The 18732-nt window shown below is 38.3% G+C and carries 15 protein-coding genes and 1 pseudogene; 9 read left to right on the top strand and 7 right to left on the bottom strand.

What is annotated here, in order from left to right; all coding sequences use genetic code 11:
* Positions 1-22 precede the first annotated feature (22 nt).
* The 6 genes from ADICYQ_RS17780 to ADICYQ_RS17805 all read right to left on the bottom strand — a co-directional run bounded on the left by ADICYQ_RS17780 (position 23) and on the right by ADICYQ_RS17805 (position 7220).
* A complete protein-coding gene (locus tag ADICYQ_RS17780; protein WP_020892737.1) occupies positions 23-1804 on the bottom strand; it encodes a RagB/SusD family nutrient uptake outer membrane protein in 1782 nt (593 codons plus the stop codon).
* A gap of 18 nt (positions 1805-1822) precedes the next feature.
* Positions 1823-3040 carry a SusC/RagA family TonB-linked outer membrane protein gene (locus ADICYQ_RS17785; protein WP_040416989.1) on the bottom strand — a complete coding sequence of 406 codons (1218 nt, stop codon included), beginning with the start codon at positions 3038-3040 and terminating at the stop codon, positions 1823-1825.
* A gap of 38 nt (positions 3041-3078) precedes the next feature.
* Positions 3079-5367, bottom strand: coding sequence for a SusC/RagA family TonB-linked outer membrane protein (locus ADICYQ_RS17790; RefSeq protein WP_081652389.1), 2289 nt, complete (start codon positions 5365-5367; stop codon positions 3079-3081).
* 149 nt (positions 5368-5516) lie between these two features.
* Positions 5517-6233, bottom strand: coding sequence for a FecR family protein (locus ADICYQ_RS17795; protein ID WP_020892740.1), 717 nt, complete (start codon positions 6231-6233; stop codon positions 5517-5519).
* Positions 6233-6556, bottom strand: coding sequence for a hypothetical protein (locus tag ADICYQ_RS17800; RefSeq protein ID WP_040416990.1), 324 nt, complete (start codon positions 6554-6556; stop codon positions 6233-6235). Before ADICYQ_RS17800 ends, ADICYQ_RS17795 begins: the two co-directional genes overlap by 1 nt.
* 37 nt (positions 6557-6593) lie before the next feature.
* Entirely contained in the window at positions 6594-7220 is a 627-nt protein-coding gene (locus ADICYQ_RS17805; RefSeq protein WP_040416991.1) for an RNA polymerase sigma factor, read from the bottom strand.
* 407 nt (positions 7221-7627) lie between these two features.
* On the opposite strand from ADICYQ_RS17805, the gene ADICYQ_RS17810 reads away from it, so the two are divergent.
* From ADICYQ_RS17810 to ADICYQ_RS17825, 3 genes are all read left to right on the top strand, one after another.
* The gene (locus ADICYQ_RS17810) at positions 7628-8824 is read left to right on the top strand and encodes a glycoside hydrolase family 183 protein (RefSeq protein WP_020892743.1); all 1197 of its coding nucleotides are present in this window, start codon (positions 7628-7630) and stop codon (positions 8822-8824) included.
* Between the two features lie 240 nt (positions 8825-9064).
* Positions 9065-9370, top strand: coding sequence for an EthD family reductase (locus tag ADICYQ_RS17815; RefSeq protein ID WP_020892744.1), 306 nt, complete (start codon positions 9065-9067; stop codon positions 9368-9370).
* Positions 9371-10167: 797 nt separating this feature from the next.
* Positions 10168-11298 (top strand): serine hydrolase domain-containing protein, encoded by a 1131-nt coding sequence (locus ADICYQ_RS17825; protein ID WP_020892746.1) that lies wholly within the window; start codon positions 10168-10170, stop codon positions 11296-11298.
* Between the two features lie 30 nt (positions 11299-11328).
* On the opposite strand, the gene ADICYQ_RS17830 is transcribed toward ADICYQ_RS17825, so the two are convergent.
* Entirely contained in the window at positions 11329-12402 is a 1074-nt protein-coding gene (locus ADICYQ_RS17830; protein ID WP_146947756.1) for a BF3164 family lipoprotein, read from the bottom strand.
* Between the two features lie 107 nt (positions 12403-12509).
* Between ADICYQ_RS17830 and ADICYQ_RS17835 the strand changes: the two genes are divergently transcribed.
* The 6 genes and pseudogenes from ADICYQ_RS17835 (at position 12510) to ADICYQ_RS17860 (ending at position 18709) form a co-directional block, all read left to right on the top strand.
* Positions 12510-13061 (top strand): TetR/AcrR family transcriptional regulator, encoded by a 552-nt coding sequence (locus tag ADICYQ_RS17835; RefSeq protein ID WP_020892748.1) that lies wholly within the window; start codon positions 12510-12512, stop codon positions 13059-13061.
* Positions 13062-13117: 56 nt separating this feature from the next.
* Positions 13118-13981 carry an SDR family oxidoreductase gene (locus ADICYQ_RS17840; RefSeq protein ID WP_020892749.1) on the top strand — a complete coding sequence of 288 codons (864 nt, stop codon included), beginning with the start codon at positions 13118-13120 and terminating at the stop codon, positions 13979-13981.
* Positions 13982-14008: 27 nt separating this feature from the next.
* Complete coding sequence (locus tag ADICYQ_RS17845) at positions 14009-14941, top strand: alpha/beta fold hydrolase (protein ID WP_020892750.1); 933 nt, start codon at positions 14009-14011, stop codon at positions 14939-14941.
* 142 nt (positions 14942-15083) lie between these two features.
* Positions 15084-16031: a polysaccharide deacetylase family protein gene (locus tag ADICYQ_RS17850; protein ID WP_040416994.1), complete on the top strand. Its 948-nt coding sequence runs from the start codon at positions 15084-15086 to the stop codon at positions 16029-16031.
* Positions 16032-16075: 44 nt separating this feature from the next.
* Positions 16076-16503 (top strand): annotated as a pseudogene (locus tag ADICYQ_RS30400) (DUF3995 domain-containing protein).
* A gap of 577 nt (positions 16504-17080) precedes the next feature.
* Positions 17081-18709, top strand: a complete 1629-nt coding sequence (locus tag ADICYQ_RS17860; protein ID WP_020892755.1) for a long-chain fatty acid--CoA ligase — start codon at positions 17081-17083, stop codon at positions 18707-18709.
* Positions 18710-18732 lie beyond the last annotated feature (23 nt).

Raw genomic sequence — 18732 nt, forward strand, 5'->3', positions numbered from 1 at the left:
CATGTAATGTTTTGATTTGGAATTACCAACCAGGATTTTGTTCAAATTCAGGATACAATTGAACTTGCTCACGGTAAATTGGCAACCAGTAATGTTTTGGATTATCGAATACTCTTAGCGTATGAAGGTTCCTGTTAAAAAACGTCCAATCTTTATCAAAATCTAAAGTGTAAAGTGGCTTGTTTTCCTGAAGGTGGCCTATATACCACCTGCGGATATCCACCCAGTAGCCATTGCCTTCGAAAGCCAATTCAACACTTCTTTCATTTCGAACAAGATCCATGAAACTATCGTAGCCTGTAGCTGCCTCAGTTACAAGAGGCATTCCAGCCCGTTCGCGGATAATATTTATGGCATCCACAGCTGTAAGACTAGCCCCGGGAGCTGTGCCCAATGGACCGTATGCAGCAGTAACTGCCTCAGCATAATTAAGGTATACCTCTGCCAACCGGATAAGGGAAGGTCTGAATTGATAATTCCTCCACTCATTATCAAAAGTATTCATTCCATAGGGTATGAATTTGTTAATAAGGTAGGTGCTTGCCGCCTGGTTATTTGGTCGGGCTGAAGGTTCGTCTCCAACATATCCATGCCAGACTGAATTTACATTGTCACCTACTTTATCTCTGTCGACCGCTATATTGGCCTTGAAACGAGGGTCTCTATTTTCCCAACGTTTATTATTGTCTTGGTCATATTCAACTTTATATCGGCTCCCATCTGCCATCTCGAAACGATCAACAAAATTTTGAGAGGCAGTAGTCATTCCTCCTTCAGCTCCTAAATAGTTGGGGTGCCAATGCAATCTTGCCGTCGACCACATTAGCGAACCAATCTCCTTAGTTGGCTTAAGCCAAAGTGTTTCAGTTGTCCAAACATTTGTACCATCGTTATTATTATGAAATAGGCTACCGTAATCTTCCCAGGGCACCAATGAATATACACCCTCGTTAGCCATTTTAATCACTTCCCAGCTAGCTGCGGCAGATCTTTTGCTGAAGTCTTCGTTATAACTGAAGTCATTATTCGAAAAGCCATTCATAAGTGGGCTAGCAGCATAAAGCAAAAATCTCCCTTTTAAAGCCATTGCGGCTCCTTTCGTTATCCTACCGGTATTGGTTCCCTGGCTGTTTTGACCAAGAATTGAGTTGTCCCAATCGACAGGAAGAAGAGCAATTGCTTTGTCCATGTCAGCGTCAATTTTCTCTGCAGTTTCCTGGTAAGAAAGACGTGGCAGTTTGGGGACATCCGTGCCTTCAAAGATAACATCTGCGTAAGGCATCCCTCCAAACCCTTCAATAATCTGCTGGTGAAAATATGCTCTGAAAAAATAGGACTGACCTTTGATTATGTCTTTCTGTTCTTCAGATCCTTGTAGCATGTCAATGTTCAGTAAAGCTGTATTGGATCTTCGTATTCCTCTCCATCCACCATACCAGATACCACCTTCCCCGAAATTATCCCAATCTCCAATTCTTGGGCGATTATTAACCCAATAATAGTTGACAAGGCCTCGGCCTATTAAAGTCCAATATTCTCCTTTGTTAGCAGCAGTAACTTTGTCACTAAAGATAAAAAGTCCTTCTCCTCCCCAGTAGGGGACATAGGGAGCATATTGACCTAAGAGATCCACTACTTCTGCATAATTATAATCTGCGTATCCCATATAGGATTCAAACGTTCCAAATATATCTTCCTCAGTTATATCCGCTTCAGGTGTTCTATCAAGGTAATCTTCACAAGAAATAAATAGGAATGGAAGAATAATTGAAAGAATCCAATGAGGTTTTAAAATTGTTTTCATAAAACTTGAGTTTTTTATTTAAAATTCTAAATGCATTCCCAAATTGACTCTTCTTAGCACGGGATACATGTGCCTGTTTGATACGTTTGAAAGCTGACTTACTTTATCCATATCAAGATAGACAGGTGAGAACATGAGCAAGTTATTTCCAGATAGAGAAATCCGGGCATTAGAAATGTTAAGTTTTTCTAACAGTTGAGCATTCTGTCCGGTGATGTTATAACTTATTTCAGCATTTTCTAATCTTAAGTAATAGCGGGGATAATTGATAAATCCCTGTCTTCCTCTACTCGAAAATCTGCTGGAGGCATTCATCGCATCTTCGCCGAATCTTTCATTCTCAGGTGACCAAATATTGTCTACATAGTGGTTTGCGATCCTTGCAACACTGGAACCAAAACTTGATCCAGAATATCTCCAGTTTAGACCAGAAGAAAGATTGTACACACCGTAAAAACTTACACTCGCACTAAAATTCTTGTAGGATAGCCCAGCAGAAGGTGAGTAGGTGTGCTGTGGTCTAATTGGATAATCAGCTGGTACATTGTCGTCAGCGTTAATAATTCCATCAGCATTGTAATCAAGCGTCTTAAAATCACCGGGGAGTAAGTCACTATTGTTTTCTGTTCCCACAGAATTATAAATATCATTCCAGGAACTGTAAAAACTATGCTCTCCTTGATTTAAAGTAGCCCTGACTATATCCATCGGGAATCCTTCCTGTTTTTGATAATCAGGCCTTAATTCAGGATCACCCTTGAAAATCACATTGTCAATGACATACGAAGCACCAAATTTAAACCAGTAGCCAAAACTTCTTGAAGCCTGATTTCTGAATTCCGTTTCTATTTCCCAGCCTTTTATATCAACTTCACCCACATTTGCAGCAACAGGGTCAGCACCGTAATATGCGGGTAAAACCCTGTCTCCACCGGATAAGAAAATATTACTTCGGTGTTCGGTAAAATAGTCATAGGTAAAAAGAAGTCTATTGTCAAAAAAAGCAGCTTCAATACCATAATCAATTTTATGAGAAGTTTCCCATTGAATGTCTGGATTTGCTATCGTTCCTTCATACCGGTATGGGTATGGTGAAGATACAGTATAAGGTGCGCCGAATTCCATGCCAGTGCCACCTGCTGGATTAACAATATAACTATTGGTGTACAACCACCGATCAATACTTGCATCACTACCCACTTTACCGTTAGAATAACGAAATTTAAGCGTATTCATGATTGGTAAGATCGGTTCGAAAAAATCTTCGTTAGAAACTATCCATCCAACAGCTGCTGAAGGGAAAAACCAAAGCGATATTCTGGAGCGAATTTTTCTGAACCATTATATGCTGCATTTGCTTCTAATAAATATCGATCATCAAACCCATAAGTTACTCGTCCAACCCAATCTTCACGGAAAGTGGGGAAAACAGATCCGATTGTTCTTTCTGCTCTGCTTACTAATCCCAAGCCAGTGACATTGTGCTTGCCAAAATCAGCGTGATAGTTTGCTTGAAATTGATATAAAATTGAGCGTACAGTACTATTTGTCAAGATACTTTGAGAAAAAGTACGCGTAGGATACGGAGTCCAATCATATCCGTCAGCGCCAGGAGTTCTACTTGCAATGTTCCATGTAGTATATTCCTCTTCCAAGTTACTTAATGCAGAACCGCTTAGATCTGAGCTAAACCTTGGGTCATCAACAATTGACTTCGAAATATATTTAGTTAATGGGCCATCCAGATAGGTGGTTTTCCCACTAGTACGGGATGAGTTATCATATCCCAATTTAGCTTCAACAGAAAGTCCTTTTAAAATAAAACCTAGATCCTGTGCGAGTGTAAAATCAGTATTTAGACCTGTTCCTCCCCAGTGTTGCCCACTTGAATAACCAAAATCATAGACTGAATTAGTCATAAGGTAAGCACCTTCATCCCGAGCATAAGTTCCGTCAGGATATTGTACTGGAAAGATTTCAGGAGAAGATTCCCATACACCTCTCCAGGCACTATCGCCGCCGCCTCTAACTCCCTGGTCAAAGAAGTATCCTGCTAAACCAACCCTGAACATCGTAGTAGGTGTAAGTTGAAAATCCAGATTACTTCTGATGTTTAGGCGCTTAAAATCATTTTCTATAGTTGAGTTTGGATCAACATTCAACGTTTTAAGCATATCTGTTTCATTCAGGTAGGAAACAGTAGTAAAATATTTAACGAATTTTGTTCCCCCTGACGCGCTTAGGTTATACGTCTGATCAATCGTATAATCTTTTAAGTTTTCATCCCTCCAGTTAACATTCGGGAAATAATAGGGATAGTCATTTGTTTTGAAATGTTCCACCCATTCCTGAGGGTAAATATAATCCCAACTGTTTGGTCTGAGTTGTACTTCATTTAAAATCGCATTATTCATTGTCTGCACAGCGGGATAAGAATCTGCAGGCCGCTGTCCGTCTTGCATTCTTGATATGTTTTTAAATGTTGTTTTGGTATCGAAAGTCACAACAGCTCTTCCTTCATTTCCTCTTTTGGTAGTAATAAGAATAACTCCATTAGCACCTTTAACACCAAAAACAGCTGTAGCAGAAGCATCCTTCAATACAGAAATAGATTCTACTGCATTTGGATCTACATTCAATATATCACGCTCTATTCCGTCCACTAAAACAAGCGGCGAAGAATTGTTCCAGGTGCTTTGTCCACGTATTAATAACTGGGCATTCTCACCATTCCTTCCCGAATAATCTACTCCTCCCGGTACACCGGTTGAAATCATACTTGTCAATCCAGGAGTAGACCCTCTAAGGGATGTTCCGAGATCAGCCCCTTGAACACCTAATCTTACTCTGTCCCCTTCAACTTTGGAAATAGCACCTACAAGGCTTTCCTTCTTTTGAGTTCCATAACCTACGACTACTACCTCATCCAAAGAAGCTATGTCTTCCTTTAGGGTCACATTAATCACGCTTCTACCGCCAATTGGTATACTCTGGGTTTCATAGCCTATAAAAGAAAACACCAAAGTGGATTCTTCGGGAATAGTTAAACTGTACCTGCCTTCCAGGTCAGTTACAGTGCCCACTGCGGCTCCCGGTATTGAAATGGCCACACCAGGTATCGGCTCACCCATAGCGTCCTTAATTGTACCGGAAATGGTTACATCGGCCAGCTGGGTAATTCCCACCCCTTTATCTGATTTGCTTGTGGCTGGCTTTACATGAATGTTCTCATTCACCTGTACAAAGCTCAATTGGGTCTGTTGAGAAATGGATTCCAATACCTTGTAAACAGTATTAGTGTCCACCACAGTGACCTTTTGATCAAGGTCTACTAGAAAATGGTTATAAGTAAATTTAAACTCAGTTTTGTTCTCCACTTGGCGGAAGAATTTCGCGAGGCTTTTCCCATCGATATGTAGCGTAAGCTTCACATCCTCAATTGAATTTCGCTGGGCATTCCCAGTGTTGGCCAATAAAACAGTGCACATAAATAACTGCACCAGAAAAGCGTATAATAATCTTTTTGACAGCATTATTAATTGTCTAAGTACATTTTTATTCATACTATTGTTTAGTTTAAGTTATACGACTTGAATGTTGGTCATTGTTAATTTTGAGAAGAATCAATGGCCTGAATTTGGCAATACTCGTTCCCCCACGGAATGAGTGTTGCCTTTTGATTTAGCTGTGATTAGTTTTTTGATTTTTCATGTTATTTAGTATTTTTTATTGTCACCATTTTATCTTCAATTTCATAGGCTAACCCGGAGGTGAAAAGCATTCCTCTCAAAACATTCTCCAGACTCTCTTCTTTATAAGTGCCTGAATAAGTCATGTTAGCATCAATATTTCCCTCAAGGAGTAAGGTTACTCCAAACCAGTTTTCAATTTTTTCCTTGACCTCAACAAAAGAATTTTCTCTAAAAACCAGTATTTTGTCTTTCCACCCTGTAAGGGTCAAAGGATCAAATCCGGTTTTATGAAATGCTCCGTCTTCGCCTCTTACCATCATCTCAGAAGGTTCAAGTTGCATCTCGTTTCCTTTCTGATCATTGATAAGCACCTTGCCAGTTACAAGGGCAACCGTTAGCGCACCATTTTGCTTTTGGTTGACATTGAAGGTGGTGCCTAATACCTTTATTTTGGTCTGGCCTGTTTCTACCACAAAAGGCCGCTTCTCCTTTTGGACTTCAAAAAAAGCTTCACCTTTAAGACTGACCAGCCTTAAGCTGTCACTAAAGTCTGAGGAATAGCTGATTTCACTTCCTGAATTGAGAAATATCCTTGTTCCATCAGATAGGGTTAGGATTGATTTCCTGCCAGCAGGATTGACTCTTTTGATCATTGTCACCGTACTGCCTTCAGAAAGGTCGACTTTAGATGGATTAATGATAAGTTTATAGCTGATCCCCAAGCAAAAAAGAATCATTACTCCGGCAGCAATTCCTCGCCAGGGGAAATTAAAAGCCCTTCGCTTACCCTTCTTTTCTGTTTTTTTAGATCAGACTCATTGTCAGCTTTTAAGATGTTTTCGAATGCTTCAACGTAACGCCGATCATCCATAACTGTCTTAGACTGGTAATGAACAGAACTTATGATCATTACAGCTTGCATCACTATTTCTCGCTTTTCGGGATGTTGCCCTAGCCATTTTTCCCAAAAATGACGATTGTTTTCATTTGGATACTTTACCCAATGGATGAAAAAATCATCCATTAAGAAATTGTCAATAGTATAATCTTCGTATTTCATATAAAGTGGATAAATGACCACTGATTAGTTCGTTCTACTATTTGTTCTTTATCAGGACTTTTAAAGAAGCCAAAGCCCTGTAGATGATTTTTCGAGCAGACTTGACTTCGCTAAATTCCATCACTTCAGTAATTTCCTTGAAATTCATACCCTCTTCGTACAGTAGTAAGATGGCTTGACGCTGTCGGGCACTTAATTGGTTCATGGCCGCTACAATCATTTCTTTCCTCTCCATTTCATATTCCTGTTGGATGAGTTTGGTTTCATGGCAAATTTCTATCGGGAAAATTCCTTCATCAAGCTCACATGTAGTGTAAGAAGTACGTTTTTCACGGTTAATGCATCGGACCACTTCTCTTTGCATGGTCTTGTATAAATAGGCCCTTATATTGTTCACCTCTGCCAAATGGCCTCTTTTACGTCTCAATTCGATGAATATATTCTGAATACAGTCCTGCAGCATCGCTTCATCTTTAGAAAACTGCCCACCATATTGAAACAATGCAGGGGCATAAATCCGATAGATGTAATTGAATGCTGTTTCATTTCCTTTGTTAAAAGCACTCCAAATATCCATATCTGTCCTGCTTTCGTACTGCTTGACAGACTTAGAATGCTTTAAGGGGGATATTGAGGCATCTTTGGTAAGTAGTGGATTCTGCATTGTTGATATTAGTGGTTTTGAGGCTGTATAATATAAAGAGGAAGTCAATGAGTAGAATGACCCCATAAAGTTTTATTATTTTTTAGAAAGTTAATATTTTATTGATTTTTATGCTCAAATGGCGAGTTTTTTCATAAAAGAATTATTTCGTTAACAATTAATAAGGCTTTACAACCTAAAGCAAATATGACAAATCCAAGCCTTATACATTTACCAATTCCAATTTAAGGAATTAGTTGATTTCGTGCTGTTTTGAGCCGTTAGTAATTTTTATGTATTTTGCCGTAAATAGTAATTTTGCTGAAGAATAGTTTTACAATTGTCGACCTGTGGCTACAGAAAGGATGGCGCAGTACCAATAACCTTTCACCATCAATTGCACATGTTTCACTACTGATTATTGCACTATGAAACCAAGAAAATTTTTAACACTTATTTTGCTCTTAACCGCCACTATTACAGTCTTTTCTCAGACAAAGCCAATAGGTGTAAGGTTTGATTCTTCAACTCTGCAACGAAAAGGTAATTTTGGTGACAACTGGTGTCAGACCTGGGCCATTGATGACAATGTTTATACCATTTTGGACGATGGAAATGGGTGGTGGGGAAGCTCAGAGAAATTAAATAGTTTGGCAGATTGGGAAGGGTCTATGTTCTTACAAATTTCAGGGGATCAAAACTTTTCTGACACTGAAGTGAAAAAAATGCCGGGATGGCCCGTTAGTTTAGTAGACTCTCCATTGTATGGTTACGGAACTTTGGCCGTAGATAGTACTATTTACATGTGGCTTTGGAGAAGTGAAACCGATACCTGGTATAGAAGGGCCACCGCTAACAGGCTTTTGTATACAAAAGATTTTGGAAAAACAGTTTACCGTTGGGATGGGACCTTGGAAAACTATAAGTCTTATCAAGAGTTGGATTCAACAGCTTTTTTCTTCCATAAGGAAGATCCGAGGCCTAAAGAGGGGAAAGAGGCTTATGCTTTCAATTGGATTGCATTTTTGCAAAATGGGAAAGCCAATTCAGCGGCTAAGGATGAGTTTATTTACATGTATTCTCCCGAACAGCATGATCCGAGGAACCTGGCTTTGGCAAGGGTGCATAAGGACAAGATATTGGAAAAAGCAGCTTATGAATATTTTCAGGGAATCAATAACAATCAACCTATTTGGACTTCAGACATGAGTCAGAGAGGGGCTACGATTCAGTATCCTGAAGCGGGTGAAGGTGAACAATGGATGTGGTCTAGCTGGTTTCCTAGCGTTGTTTACAATGCTGGCCTGGATTTATATATTATGACCAGTTATGGAATTAAGGATCCAACGAAGGAATATTGGGACGGCTGGTGTAGGGACTGCCCGCTTCCAGGAAGCATTGGTTTTTGGTATTCAGAAAATCCTTGGGGACCATGGGATCAGTTTTACTATAAAGATACTTTTTATCCCGACGACGAGGAAAACCGTACTTATGGCATGAAGTTAAGTCCAAAATGGATCAGTAAAGATGGTAAAAAGATGGTTTTGATCTGGTCTGATGCGGGAAACAACCACAGTACCTATTACAAATGGAACCAAATGGAAATTGAAATAGTAACTGATTGATTGAAATAAATGAAATCAATAAGAGGGGGAGTCCTGGTGTGTGTCAATATAGGTTCAATTGGTCAAGGAAGAAGAATTGTGAACGGTGAGCGTTTTATTAGTGTTCAGACATTCACTAAGTGAAATATTCTTATCTTGAAAAGAATATTTTCGCATGACATGTTCTTGGAATGTTTTTTCTGATGAAATATTAAGAAGTATAATTATAAAAAAATAACCACAATAATAAAAATAAAAATCATGGTAAAATTAGTTGTAATGTATGGCCATCCAGTAGATCCTGCAGCCTTTGAGGCTTACTATTCTGAAACGCACCTTCCAATCGCCTCTAAAATTAAAGGTTTAAGCCGTGTTGAGTTTACGAAATTCGTTGGGACACCAGATGGTGGAAAACCTTCACAATATAGGATGGCAGAATTGTATTTTGAGACCATTGAAGAATTACAAAAACAAATGGGTTCGCCTGAAGGCCAAGCGGCAGTCAATGACATCCCCCACTTCGCAAGCGGTGGCGTTGATGTTATGATTGGAGAGGTTCAAAGCTAATCGGAAATAAATTCATGAATTAGTAAAAACCATAAGGTATAAATCCTTCCAAAGTGAAAGGGGAGGAAATATGCGAGTTATCTTATGTTTTGGCGGCATTGTTGTTTTTGTGCATCTATGCCGCCAAAATATAACAGATTATGCTTTGGGCTAGGCGAGAAGAGGTGATCCTTGAAAATTCGTTCTTTTTGGGTTTTTGTTTGCTTAAGATTTAATATTAGATTTTTCCAGTATGGCTCATTTATGAATAATAGTAATAAGGTTTATAGTTTGGTAAACGTTTTTAATAAATTGAAAATATTGGTTAATGGGTAAGAGGAAAGCGTTAGTGATCATGTTTTGGTTACTTGGAGTAGTTTTAGTATTTCACTTTTCTGTTTTTTTTGAATTTATTCCCTACGATAAAGTTTGGGCAGGTAGGCTCAAGTCTGTGGAGGAAATGAGAAAGTTTGAAACGGTCTCAATCTTTTTAAATGTATTCCTTTTGACCATACTGCAGATAAAACGCAAATTGTTAATAAGGAAAAAAGAGAATAAAGTTATAAATGCACTCATTTGGGTTTTTGCAGCTTTTTTTGGATTAAATACCATTGGTAATCTTTTTTCGGAAAGCTTATTAGAGTTAATTCTTGGAACGCTTTTGACTTTGGTTTCAACAATTCTATGTATTATCATTGTTAAAAAAGGATAGCGAAATGGCTATGTAAATTGAGTGCTAGAATCACTTGTTCTGAATACCCCATTGCTTTCAATCCCCTATCGACACCTAATATTGCTGGTGATTAACTCAAAAATAAATGAATAAGTATCTTTTAATTCTATCTCTAATATTAATTGTATATGCCTGTGGAAATCCTCCAACCAAGGAATCCAAAGCTCTGGTTGAAGAAGTAGGAACAGTGACTGAAGCGCAATATGAATTGATTTTTGACAAGGTGAAGGCATTGCCAAATCAAGCTGAGCTTGCTATTGCCATTATTGAAAACGGGAAGGTTAATTTTGTCGGGGTCAAACGCGAACAGGATTCTACAGTGCTAATTCAAAATCAGGAACGGGTTTTCGAAATTGGGTCCATCACAAAGGTTTTTACGAGTACTTTGCTTGCGAAATATGTGGTTGATAAAAAAGTAAATTTGGAGGATCAAATTGATGACTATTTAAATTATTCATTGAAAGGCGATGTTAAAATAACGCTTAAACAATTGGCAACCCATACTTCCGGGCTTCCCAGGGTGCCCGCGAGTTTAGAGGCGCTGAGTTTAGAAAACCCGTACAAGGATTTTGGGGAAAAGGAACTTAAAAACTACCTGACCCAGGAATTAATAATGAAGCATAAACCTGGTGAGGTTTCTGACTACTCAAATCTTGGCGTTGGTTTGCTCGGCTATGTGCTCAGCAATAAAGCACAAATGACTTACGAGGAGATGCTACAAAAGGAAATTTTTTCTAAATACGGGATGAATGCTTCAACTACAATCAGGAGCAAGGTGGAGGATAAGTTGGTGAAAGGACTTAATGATAAAGGGGAAGAGGTGTCCAATTGGGACATGTCTGTGCTTATGGGGGCCGGTGGCGTTTTATCCACCGCCAATGATTTATCAAAATTTGCACTAGCACAATTTGACAGTGTAAACCAAGAATTGGCCCTTTCAAGAACTGCTTTTTTTGAGGTAAATGAGAATTATTCTATGGCTTTAGGTTGGAGTGTCTTTCAGATGGAGTCGGGAGATGTATGGAATCGACACAATGGAGGAACGGGTGGCTATACTTCTTCCATGATTATAGATGTGAAAGCTAAAAATGGGGTAGTCATTCTTTCTAATATTTCTGCCTTGGGCGAATTCATCAACAATGTCATAAGCTTGGCCCCAGGTTTAATGAATACCATTGGAGTAGATGAGTCTGCTCCAGTAAGTAATAGGAAATAGGTTGGACAGCCCTTTTAGCTGTTTTTTGTGTTACAACAAATCATTAGGGATATTAAAAACCGCAATACCAGGATCTTCATCAGTAGTCAATCCATAAATTTCATTCGTATCTTCATTAATAACAAAATTGATGAGTGATCTATCCAGCTTTAAATTCCAGAGTGGCTGTCCCCTGTGATCAAAAACCCATATTTGCTCAGCCATAACCGACGTTTTGTTGTATTCAGATTGGCTTACTCCGCCGTACAATGCAAAAATGTAGCTTTTAGTGACAACAGCATCTCTATAGCGATAAAGGCGATCCCAGCCTAGGTACAACCGCTCAAAGCCACCTGCGTCAACTAGTTCAAACGGTGGAAACTCTAGATCTGGCCCATCTATGATGATAAAGGATTTGTCCCGGTTGTCAAAAATTATAAGCCTATCCCTGTATATTCCCACTCTAATAAAAAGTCCTTCATCAGCATTTCCTTTAAAAAAACTACCGTTTAATTCTGCCAATTGATGATCATTCAGATCAGGTCTATCCTTTACCTTCTCCCAATCTCCATATCCTCCGATTTTATTTCCATCTTTATCAAATTCCAGAATTCTGTTTTTATTCGCTTCCGATATTCCTAGAAAACTGCTGTCAGAAGCCTGTGTAAAAAACATAAGATCCATCATTGGCTCAGTCATTTTCCATTCACTTTTCCCAAGAAGTGTAGGGTCTGACATCGAATATTCGACCAATTTCCTTCTATTCATCGAATAGGTCCAAAAAGTATCAGCATTTTCTCCTTTATAAAACAAGCTAGCATCAATCAATTCTAAAGGACCTTCACCATGTTTCCCCTTTGGTTTATCATAAGTCCAATCTTTGGAATTGATAATATGGATTCGGGGATGTTCCTCAGGAACTCTCCATGCTTCAGAGATCAGAATCTTGTTGTCAACTAAGCCAATATTAGAAGGATTGATGATTTCTTCGAAATAATATTTTTCTGAAGTAATGGGAATTACTTTGAAATCCTTCTCTTGGATAATTCTGTAGGAAAGGTTCTTTGTTTCTGTCTCACAAGAACTTAATACCAATAGAAATGGGAATAGAATAATTCTGTTCATGCCTAAATATATAGTTTTTACCTTAATTTTAAAAAAATAATCTGGGGGATTAATAAAAACAGGTAAGCAATTTGGAATATTCATTCCAAATTGCTTACATTTGTACAGTGAATAAAAAAGAGGCCATATTGTCATCAGCGTTAAAGCTACTTACAGAAAAAGGAGTTCACAATACACCTATGTCAGCAATTGCCAAAGCGGCAGGGACAGGGATGGGCACAATTTATAACTATTTCCCTAACAAAGAAATTTTAATAAATGAGATATATGTGAAGATCAAGGGGGAGGAAAAGTCGGTGTTTGCACCTTTTGACAATGATCAGCCAATTAAGACACAATTTGAAAATTACTTTTCAGCAATTATCCAATTTTTCTTAGAAAAGCCCATCTACTTTAGGTTTATGGAACAATTGCAAGCCTCTCCTATCATTACTAACGAAAGTAAGATCACAGGGGAGAATTCCTATAAAGCGGTCTATGAATTGGTGGTTAAAGGGCAAAAAGAGCGAATCATTAAACAAATTGAAATAGATGAAATCTTTATTTTCATAGGTGGAGCGATAATGTCTTATCTAAGATGGTATTTTGCTCAATCTGGAAAAATAAACGCTTCCCTTAGCAATCAAATGCGCATGGTTTGGGACGCCATAAAAGAATAAAATTTTTTTATCAAAGATTTGGAATGAATATTCATTCCAGTTAAATAATTATAACAATGAAAAAGGACGTATTAATTACAGGAACTTCAACAGGAGTAGGTTTAGATACTGCTATCTTATTTGCAGAACAAGGTTTTAAGGTATATGCTACAATGAGAAATCTGGCGAAAGCAGATGCGTTAAAGGAAAGAGTGGAAAAAGGCAATTTAGATGTAGAGTTACTGCAGCTTGATGTTTCAGATATGGATTCTATAGACCAAGCTATAAAGTATATCGTAAAAAAAGACGGGCAAATAGATGTGTTAATAAACAATGCAGGGGCAGGATTTGCCAAAACTTTGGAAGCGACTTCTCAAGAGGAAATTGATTGGGTAACAGATGTTAATTATACAGGAGTGATCAGAGTGACCAAAGCTGTATTGCCCATAATGAGAGAGAAAAGGTCAGGCCATATAATAAACATAACCTCCGTGGGAGGACTTGTTGGTCAGCCATTCAACGAACTGTATTGTGGTGCCAAGTTTGCAGTTGAAGGTTTTACCGAAGCGCTAGCTTCCTATCTTTCAGACCCTTTTAATATAAAGTTTTCGCTAGTTGAGCCGGGTGGAATCTCGACTGAATTTATGAATAATGCCATTGTTAAAACAACCAATGAAAAGGGAGAAATGGCTTCTGGCGAATATGCTCCTATTTTTAAAAAATACATAGAGGGTTCACAAAATCGATCAAAAAGTGAAAGTTTACCTCTTTTCCAGGAAAGTGTGGAAGTTGCGAGGATAATATTGCAGGTAGCTACTTCTGACAATCCGCCATTGCGCATACGGACTTCTGAATGGGCTGAAAATTTGTGCCAATTAAAAACGCAAGCAGACCCTGATGGGGGTAAATTGGTGAAACAGGTAAAAGAATACTTTTTATAACAAAAGGAACTTAAACAAGGACTAATCATGAAAAAGATCTTTAAAATAATCGCTGTAGTAGTGCTTTTGATATTTGCATCTGGGGCAATAGTATTTTTCTTTTTTCCAGAAATTCTGGTGGATCAAACGAACGCAAGTTATGCCAATTCAGCCAACCTGGAAAAGAAAACGGTAGAGGTAAATGGCTATACGGTATACTATTACGAGAACGAGGCCGGCAATAAACCAGATTTGGTTTTGCTTCATGGGATGGGAGATGACAAAAGCAGTTTCTTGCAAACTGCAAAGTTCTTGACCGATGACTATCATTTGATTTTGCCCGACTTAGCGGGGCATGGCGAAAATGAAAGACAACAAGGGCTTGACTATTCAATAGACGGTCAAGCTACCTTCTTAAGATCGTTTTTAGAAGAAATAGGCGTTTCTAACTTCAATCTTATAGGTAACTCTATGGGCGGACATACGGCAGCTGCTTATGCTGTTAAGTATCCGGAGGATGTGAGCAACTTGATTTTGTTGAATGCTGCAGGTATTACCTTAGATGAACACATCGTTTATGGAGGCTTTGGAAAAGAAATTGAGAGTATAGATGAATTAAATGCCGTCCTTAGCCGTGTGTTTTATCAGGTTCCTGAAATTCCTGGACCAATAGCAAATTACATGATAGAACAGATAAACAACAGTAAGGATTTTGTGGATGGTACTTTAATTCCTTCAATTAAGAGTGGGAAGTATTTTGATTTGAAAAATGAGGTTCAGACTATAAAAGCCAATACATTGGTTTTATGGGGAAAACATGATGGGGTGGTCAAATTTAACGTTGCCGAATACTACAGGGACAGCATTCCAAAATCAGAACTGAAATTAATAGAAAATGCTTCCCATTCTCCTCAACTTGAAGTGCCGGAGACAGTCGCCAATGAAGTCTTAAAGTTCATAAATTCAGAGAATGGTATTTAGTCCGTTGAACGTGATTTATAGAGAACTACTTATGGAAAGGAAAGTGACCATGAGAACATTCATTAAAAAAAATAAATCAAAGCCTTATTGAAATGGCCTAATTCTAATAAATTAATAAGAACTTAGCATGTAACTAAAATGGATGGATAAATTGAATTTGAGATACTTATTGTTAACGGGTTTTTTGATGATTTGCCAGTTGGCGAATTGTCAAAAAAAGGTTTCTATCACCATTGATGATGTACCAAACACCCGCAGGTTCGAAAAAGATGGCTTCCAATCTGTTCTCATGCAAAAATTGGATTCCCTAGAAATACCCATTGCCATTTTTATTAACGAGGCACGTGTATATTCAACAGATTCCATAACCAGGAATTTTGGACTGCTAAACGATTGGGCCCAAAAGGAATACATAACCTTAGGCAATCATTCATTTAGTCATTCCCGGTATTCCACCACGGGGGTAGATGCCTACGCTAGTGAAATTATGAATGGGGAAGCCATCACACGACAACTTGTTAAAAAACACAATAAGAGCCTTCAATACTTTAGGTTTCCATTCAATGATTTAGGCGAAGATTCCGTCCAACATGTGCAAGTAAGAAACTTCTTAAAAGGTAATGGGTACACCATTACTCCCTATACAGTTGAGAGCGTGGACTGGATGTTCAATTTTGTTTATGAAGATTTCCTAAACAAAGGTGAGGTTGAAAAAGCAAAAGAGATCGGAGAGGAGTATTTGAGGACAACCTTGGCTTATTTTGAATTTTTTGAGGACCTGGCTTTTAAGGACTATCAGCGTACTGTCAATCAAATCTATTTATGCCACGACACTAAACTGAATGCAGATTACCTTCCTCAATTAATAAATGAGTTAAAAAAGAGAGGGTATGAATTCATAAGTCTGGAAGAAGCAATGACGGATAAGGTTTACCAGCAAAAGGAAAATTATTATAAAAAATGGGGTGCCTCCTGGTTGTACCGGTGGCAGGCTACGCACGAAGAACAGGTGGGAAATATGAGAAAAGAACCTTCCACCGAAAGCATTACAAAGCTTTATAATGAGATATTAGAGCAGAAAGACAAGTAAAAGCTAATACCGAAACTTTGTAAGTAGATTTAATTTGTAAATGCATGTATTCAATAGGCTCAATAGTACTATTTGCTATTCTTACAGTTCTTGGGATTATTCATTTTTCCTGGGCTTTTGGTGGGACATGGGGTTTTGAGAAAACCTTGCCAACCACTGAAAGTGGAGAAAAGGTATTGAATCCGAAAACAATTGACAGTGCAATTGTTGGGCTTGGCTTAAGCTTTTTTGGATTTTTTTATTTATTGAAATCTGGATTCGTACAACTTCAGTTCCTAATTGGGTATTGACCTACGGGGGATGGATCATTCCGGGGATATTTATTTTAAGAGCAATAGGCGATTTCAAATATGTGGGGTTTTTCAAAAAAATTAAAAACACCGCATTTGGAAAATTGGACCTCAACTTTTTCTCTCCCCTATGTTTGTTTATTGGAGCTGTGGGAGTTTTCCTACAATGGATGACTCGCTAATATTTTTCACCTCAAATTTTCGATGTTGAAGAAGTGTTTTTATAAGTGAAAACCAAATGCCTTTATCGGGTTAATTCAAAAGTAGTTAAGTTGTAAACCATTCCGGCGTAGTTTTGCCCTAAGGGCAGTGATGCTATTTGGATAACCAACTTGCCATATTAGGTGTTTTTAATGCCATGTATCCTCAAATGATTTTGTGCCCTTCAAAAAATCAGTAGATTAGTATTGAAGATGTTAGGCTGAAAGTACAACTATATTGATCCTTAGGATTAAGTGTTTGATGCAAGATGCCTAAAATAGATTTTAACTTTAACCCAAATAATTTTGAAACGTAGTGAATTTATTGCGTTCCCGTACCAAAGCTCCTATGGTATTTCACTCATATATGCCATTTATTGGATTGCGTATTTTTTCAAAAGTGAGGCAGATACAACTCGATCCATCCAAAGCCCATTATTACCAATGCATAGTGGTGGAGATTCGGTTCGCTTCTTTTGAGTAGGTTTCAGCGGGAAGCTATGGGAATATTCGTTAAAAAGTAGAATAGTTAATAACATAAAACCCAAAATATTTAAGAATGGAAGGCTTAATGATGAATTATCCACTCACGACAAATACTATTCTTGAGTACGGAAACAGTGTCTATAGACATAAAAAAATAATCTCTTATTTACCAGATGGAGCACGTCATGAATACCTTTTCGGTGACATGTACGATAGGAGTAAACAGTTAGCCAATGCCTTGATTCATAAATTAGGAATCACAAAAGGGGATATGGTAGGTACCTTTGCATGGAATCATGGCGCACATGTAGAGTTGTATTATGGGATATCTGGAATAGGAGCGATTTGCCATCCAATAAACATTCGATTGTCTGACAACCAAACGGAGTACATTATCAATAACTCTGAAGACAAGGTGATTTTTGTGGATGCAACACTGGCCCATTTACTAGAGACAATAGCACCATTACTCGAAACAGTAGAATGCTATGTCCTATTAAATGCACCTGAAGATTTTAAGACAACCTTGCCAAATACCTTGCATTACGAGGATTTGTTAGCAGAGCAATCCCAGGATATTGAATGGCCTGAAATCAATGAAAATGACGCTTGCTGCATTTGTTATACAAGTGGCACCACAGGTTTGCCAAAAGGGGTTTTGTATTCGCATAGGTCCACCTATCTCCACGCATCTGCTATTACGGCACCTAATGCTTTTAATTTCAGCAGTAGAGACATTGTCTTACTAATTATACCTCAATTTCATGTGATGGCCTGGGGTTTGCCTTACAGCTGTTTGTTGTCTGGCTCAGATATGGTGATGCCTTCATCTAATCTAAAACCTGAAGAAATCATTGCTATCCTTTTGGAGGAAAAAGTAAATAAGGCCAATGGGGTTCCTACCATTTGGTTAGGGGTTTATCATGCTTTGAAAATGAATCCGCCGAAAGAAAAATTAGCACTCGAGGAATACCTTGTTGGTGGATCTGCACTAACAAAAAGTCTTATTAAGGCATTTGATAAAGATTTCGGAATAAAAGGCGTTCAAGTCTGGGGAATGACCGAGACCTCTCCATTGGCAACAGTCAGTCGGCTTCAGCCAAAACATGACTTTTTATCTTACGAAGAAAAAGTTGCCGTTCGAGCCAATCAGGGAATCCCACTTCCTGGTGTTGAGTTAAGGGTGGTTGCAGAGGATGGGGAAGTTGCTCCAAATGATGGTAATTCCATTGGGGAGCTACAAACAAGAGGCGCTTGGATCGTTAGCGCTTATTTTAAAACAAATAACCATGAAAACTTCACAAGAGATGGCTGGTTTAAAACAGGCGATGTGAGCACTATTAATGAAGGTGGGTACATGGAAATTAAGGATAGAATCAAAGACCTGATAAAAAGTGGAGGAGAATGGATCTCCAGCGTGGCACTAGAATCAGCAATAATGGCACATCCTAAAATTAGGGAAGCCGCGGTTATAGGGATTCCAGACGATAAATGGGTTGAAGTACCATTGGCTGCTATCGTTTTGATGGACGAGAATGATAAGGTTTTGGAGGAAGAATTAATTGCGTTTTTATCAAGGGACTTTGTGAAGTACCAGATTCCTAAAGCATTTGTTTTTATCAATGAAGTGCCAAAAACCAGCACAGGGAAGTTTGACAAGAAAGAAATCAGAAGGCTTTTTGCTGAAGGAAAACTTGCTTAAACCCATTGGATGCAATTTGTGAT

Source organism: Cyclobacterium qasimii M12-11B (assembly GCF_000427295.1).
In the GTDB taxonomy this organism is placed as follows: domain Bacteria; phylum Bacteroidota; class Bacteroidia; order Cytophagales; family Cyclobacteriaceae; genus Cyclobacterium; species Cyclobacterium qasimii.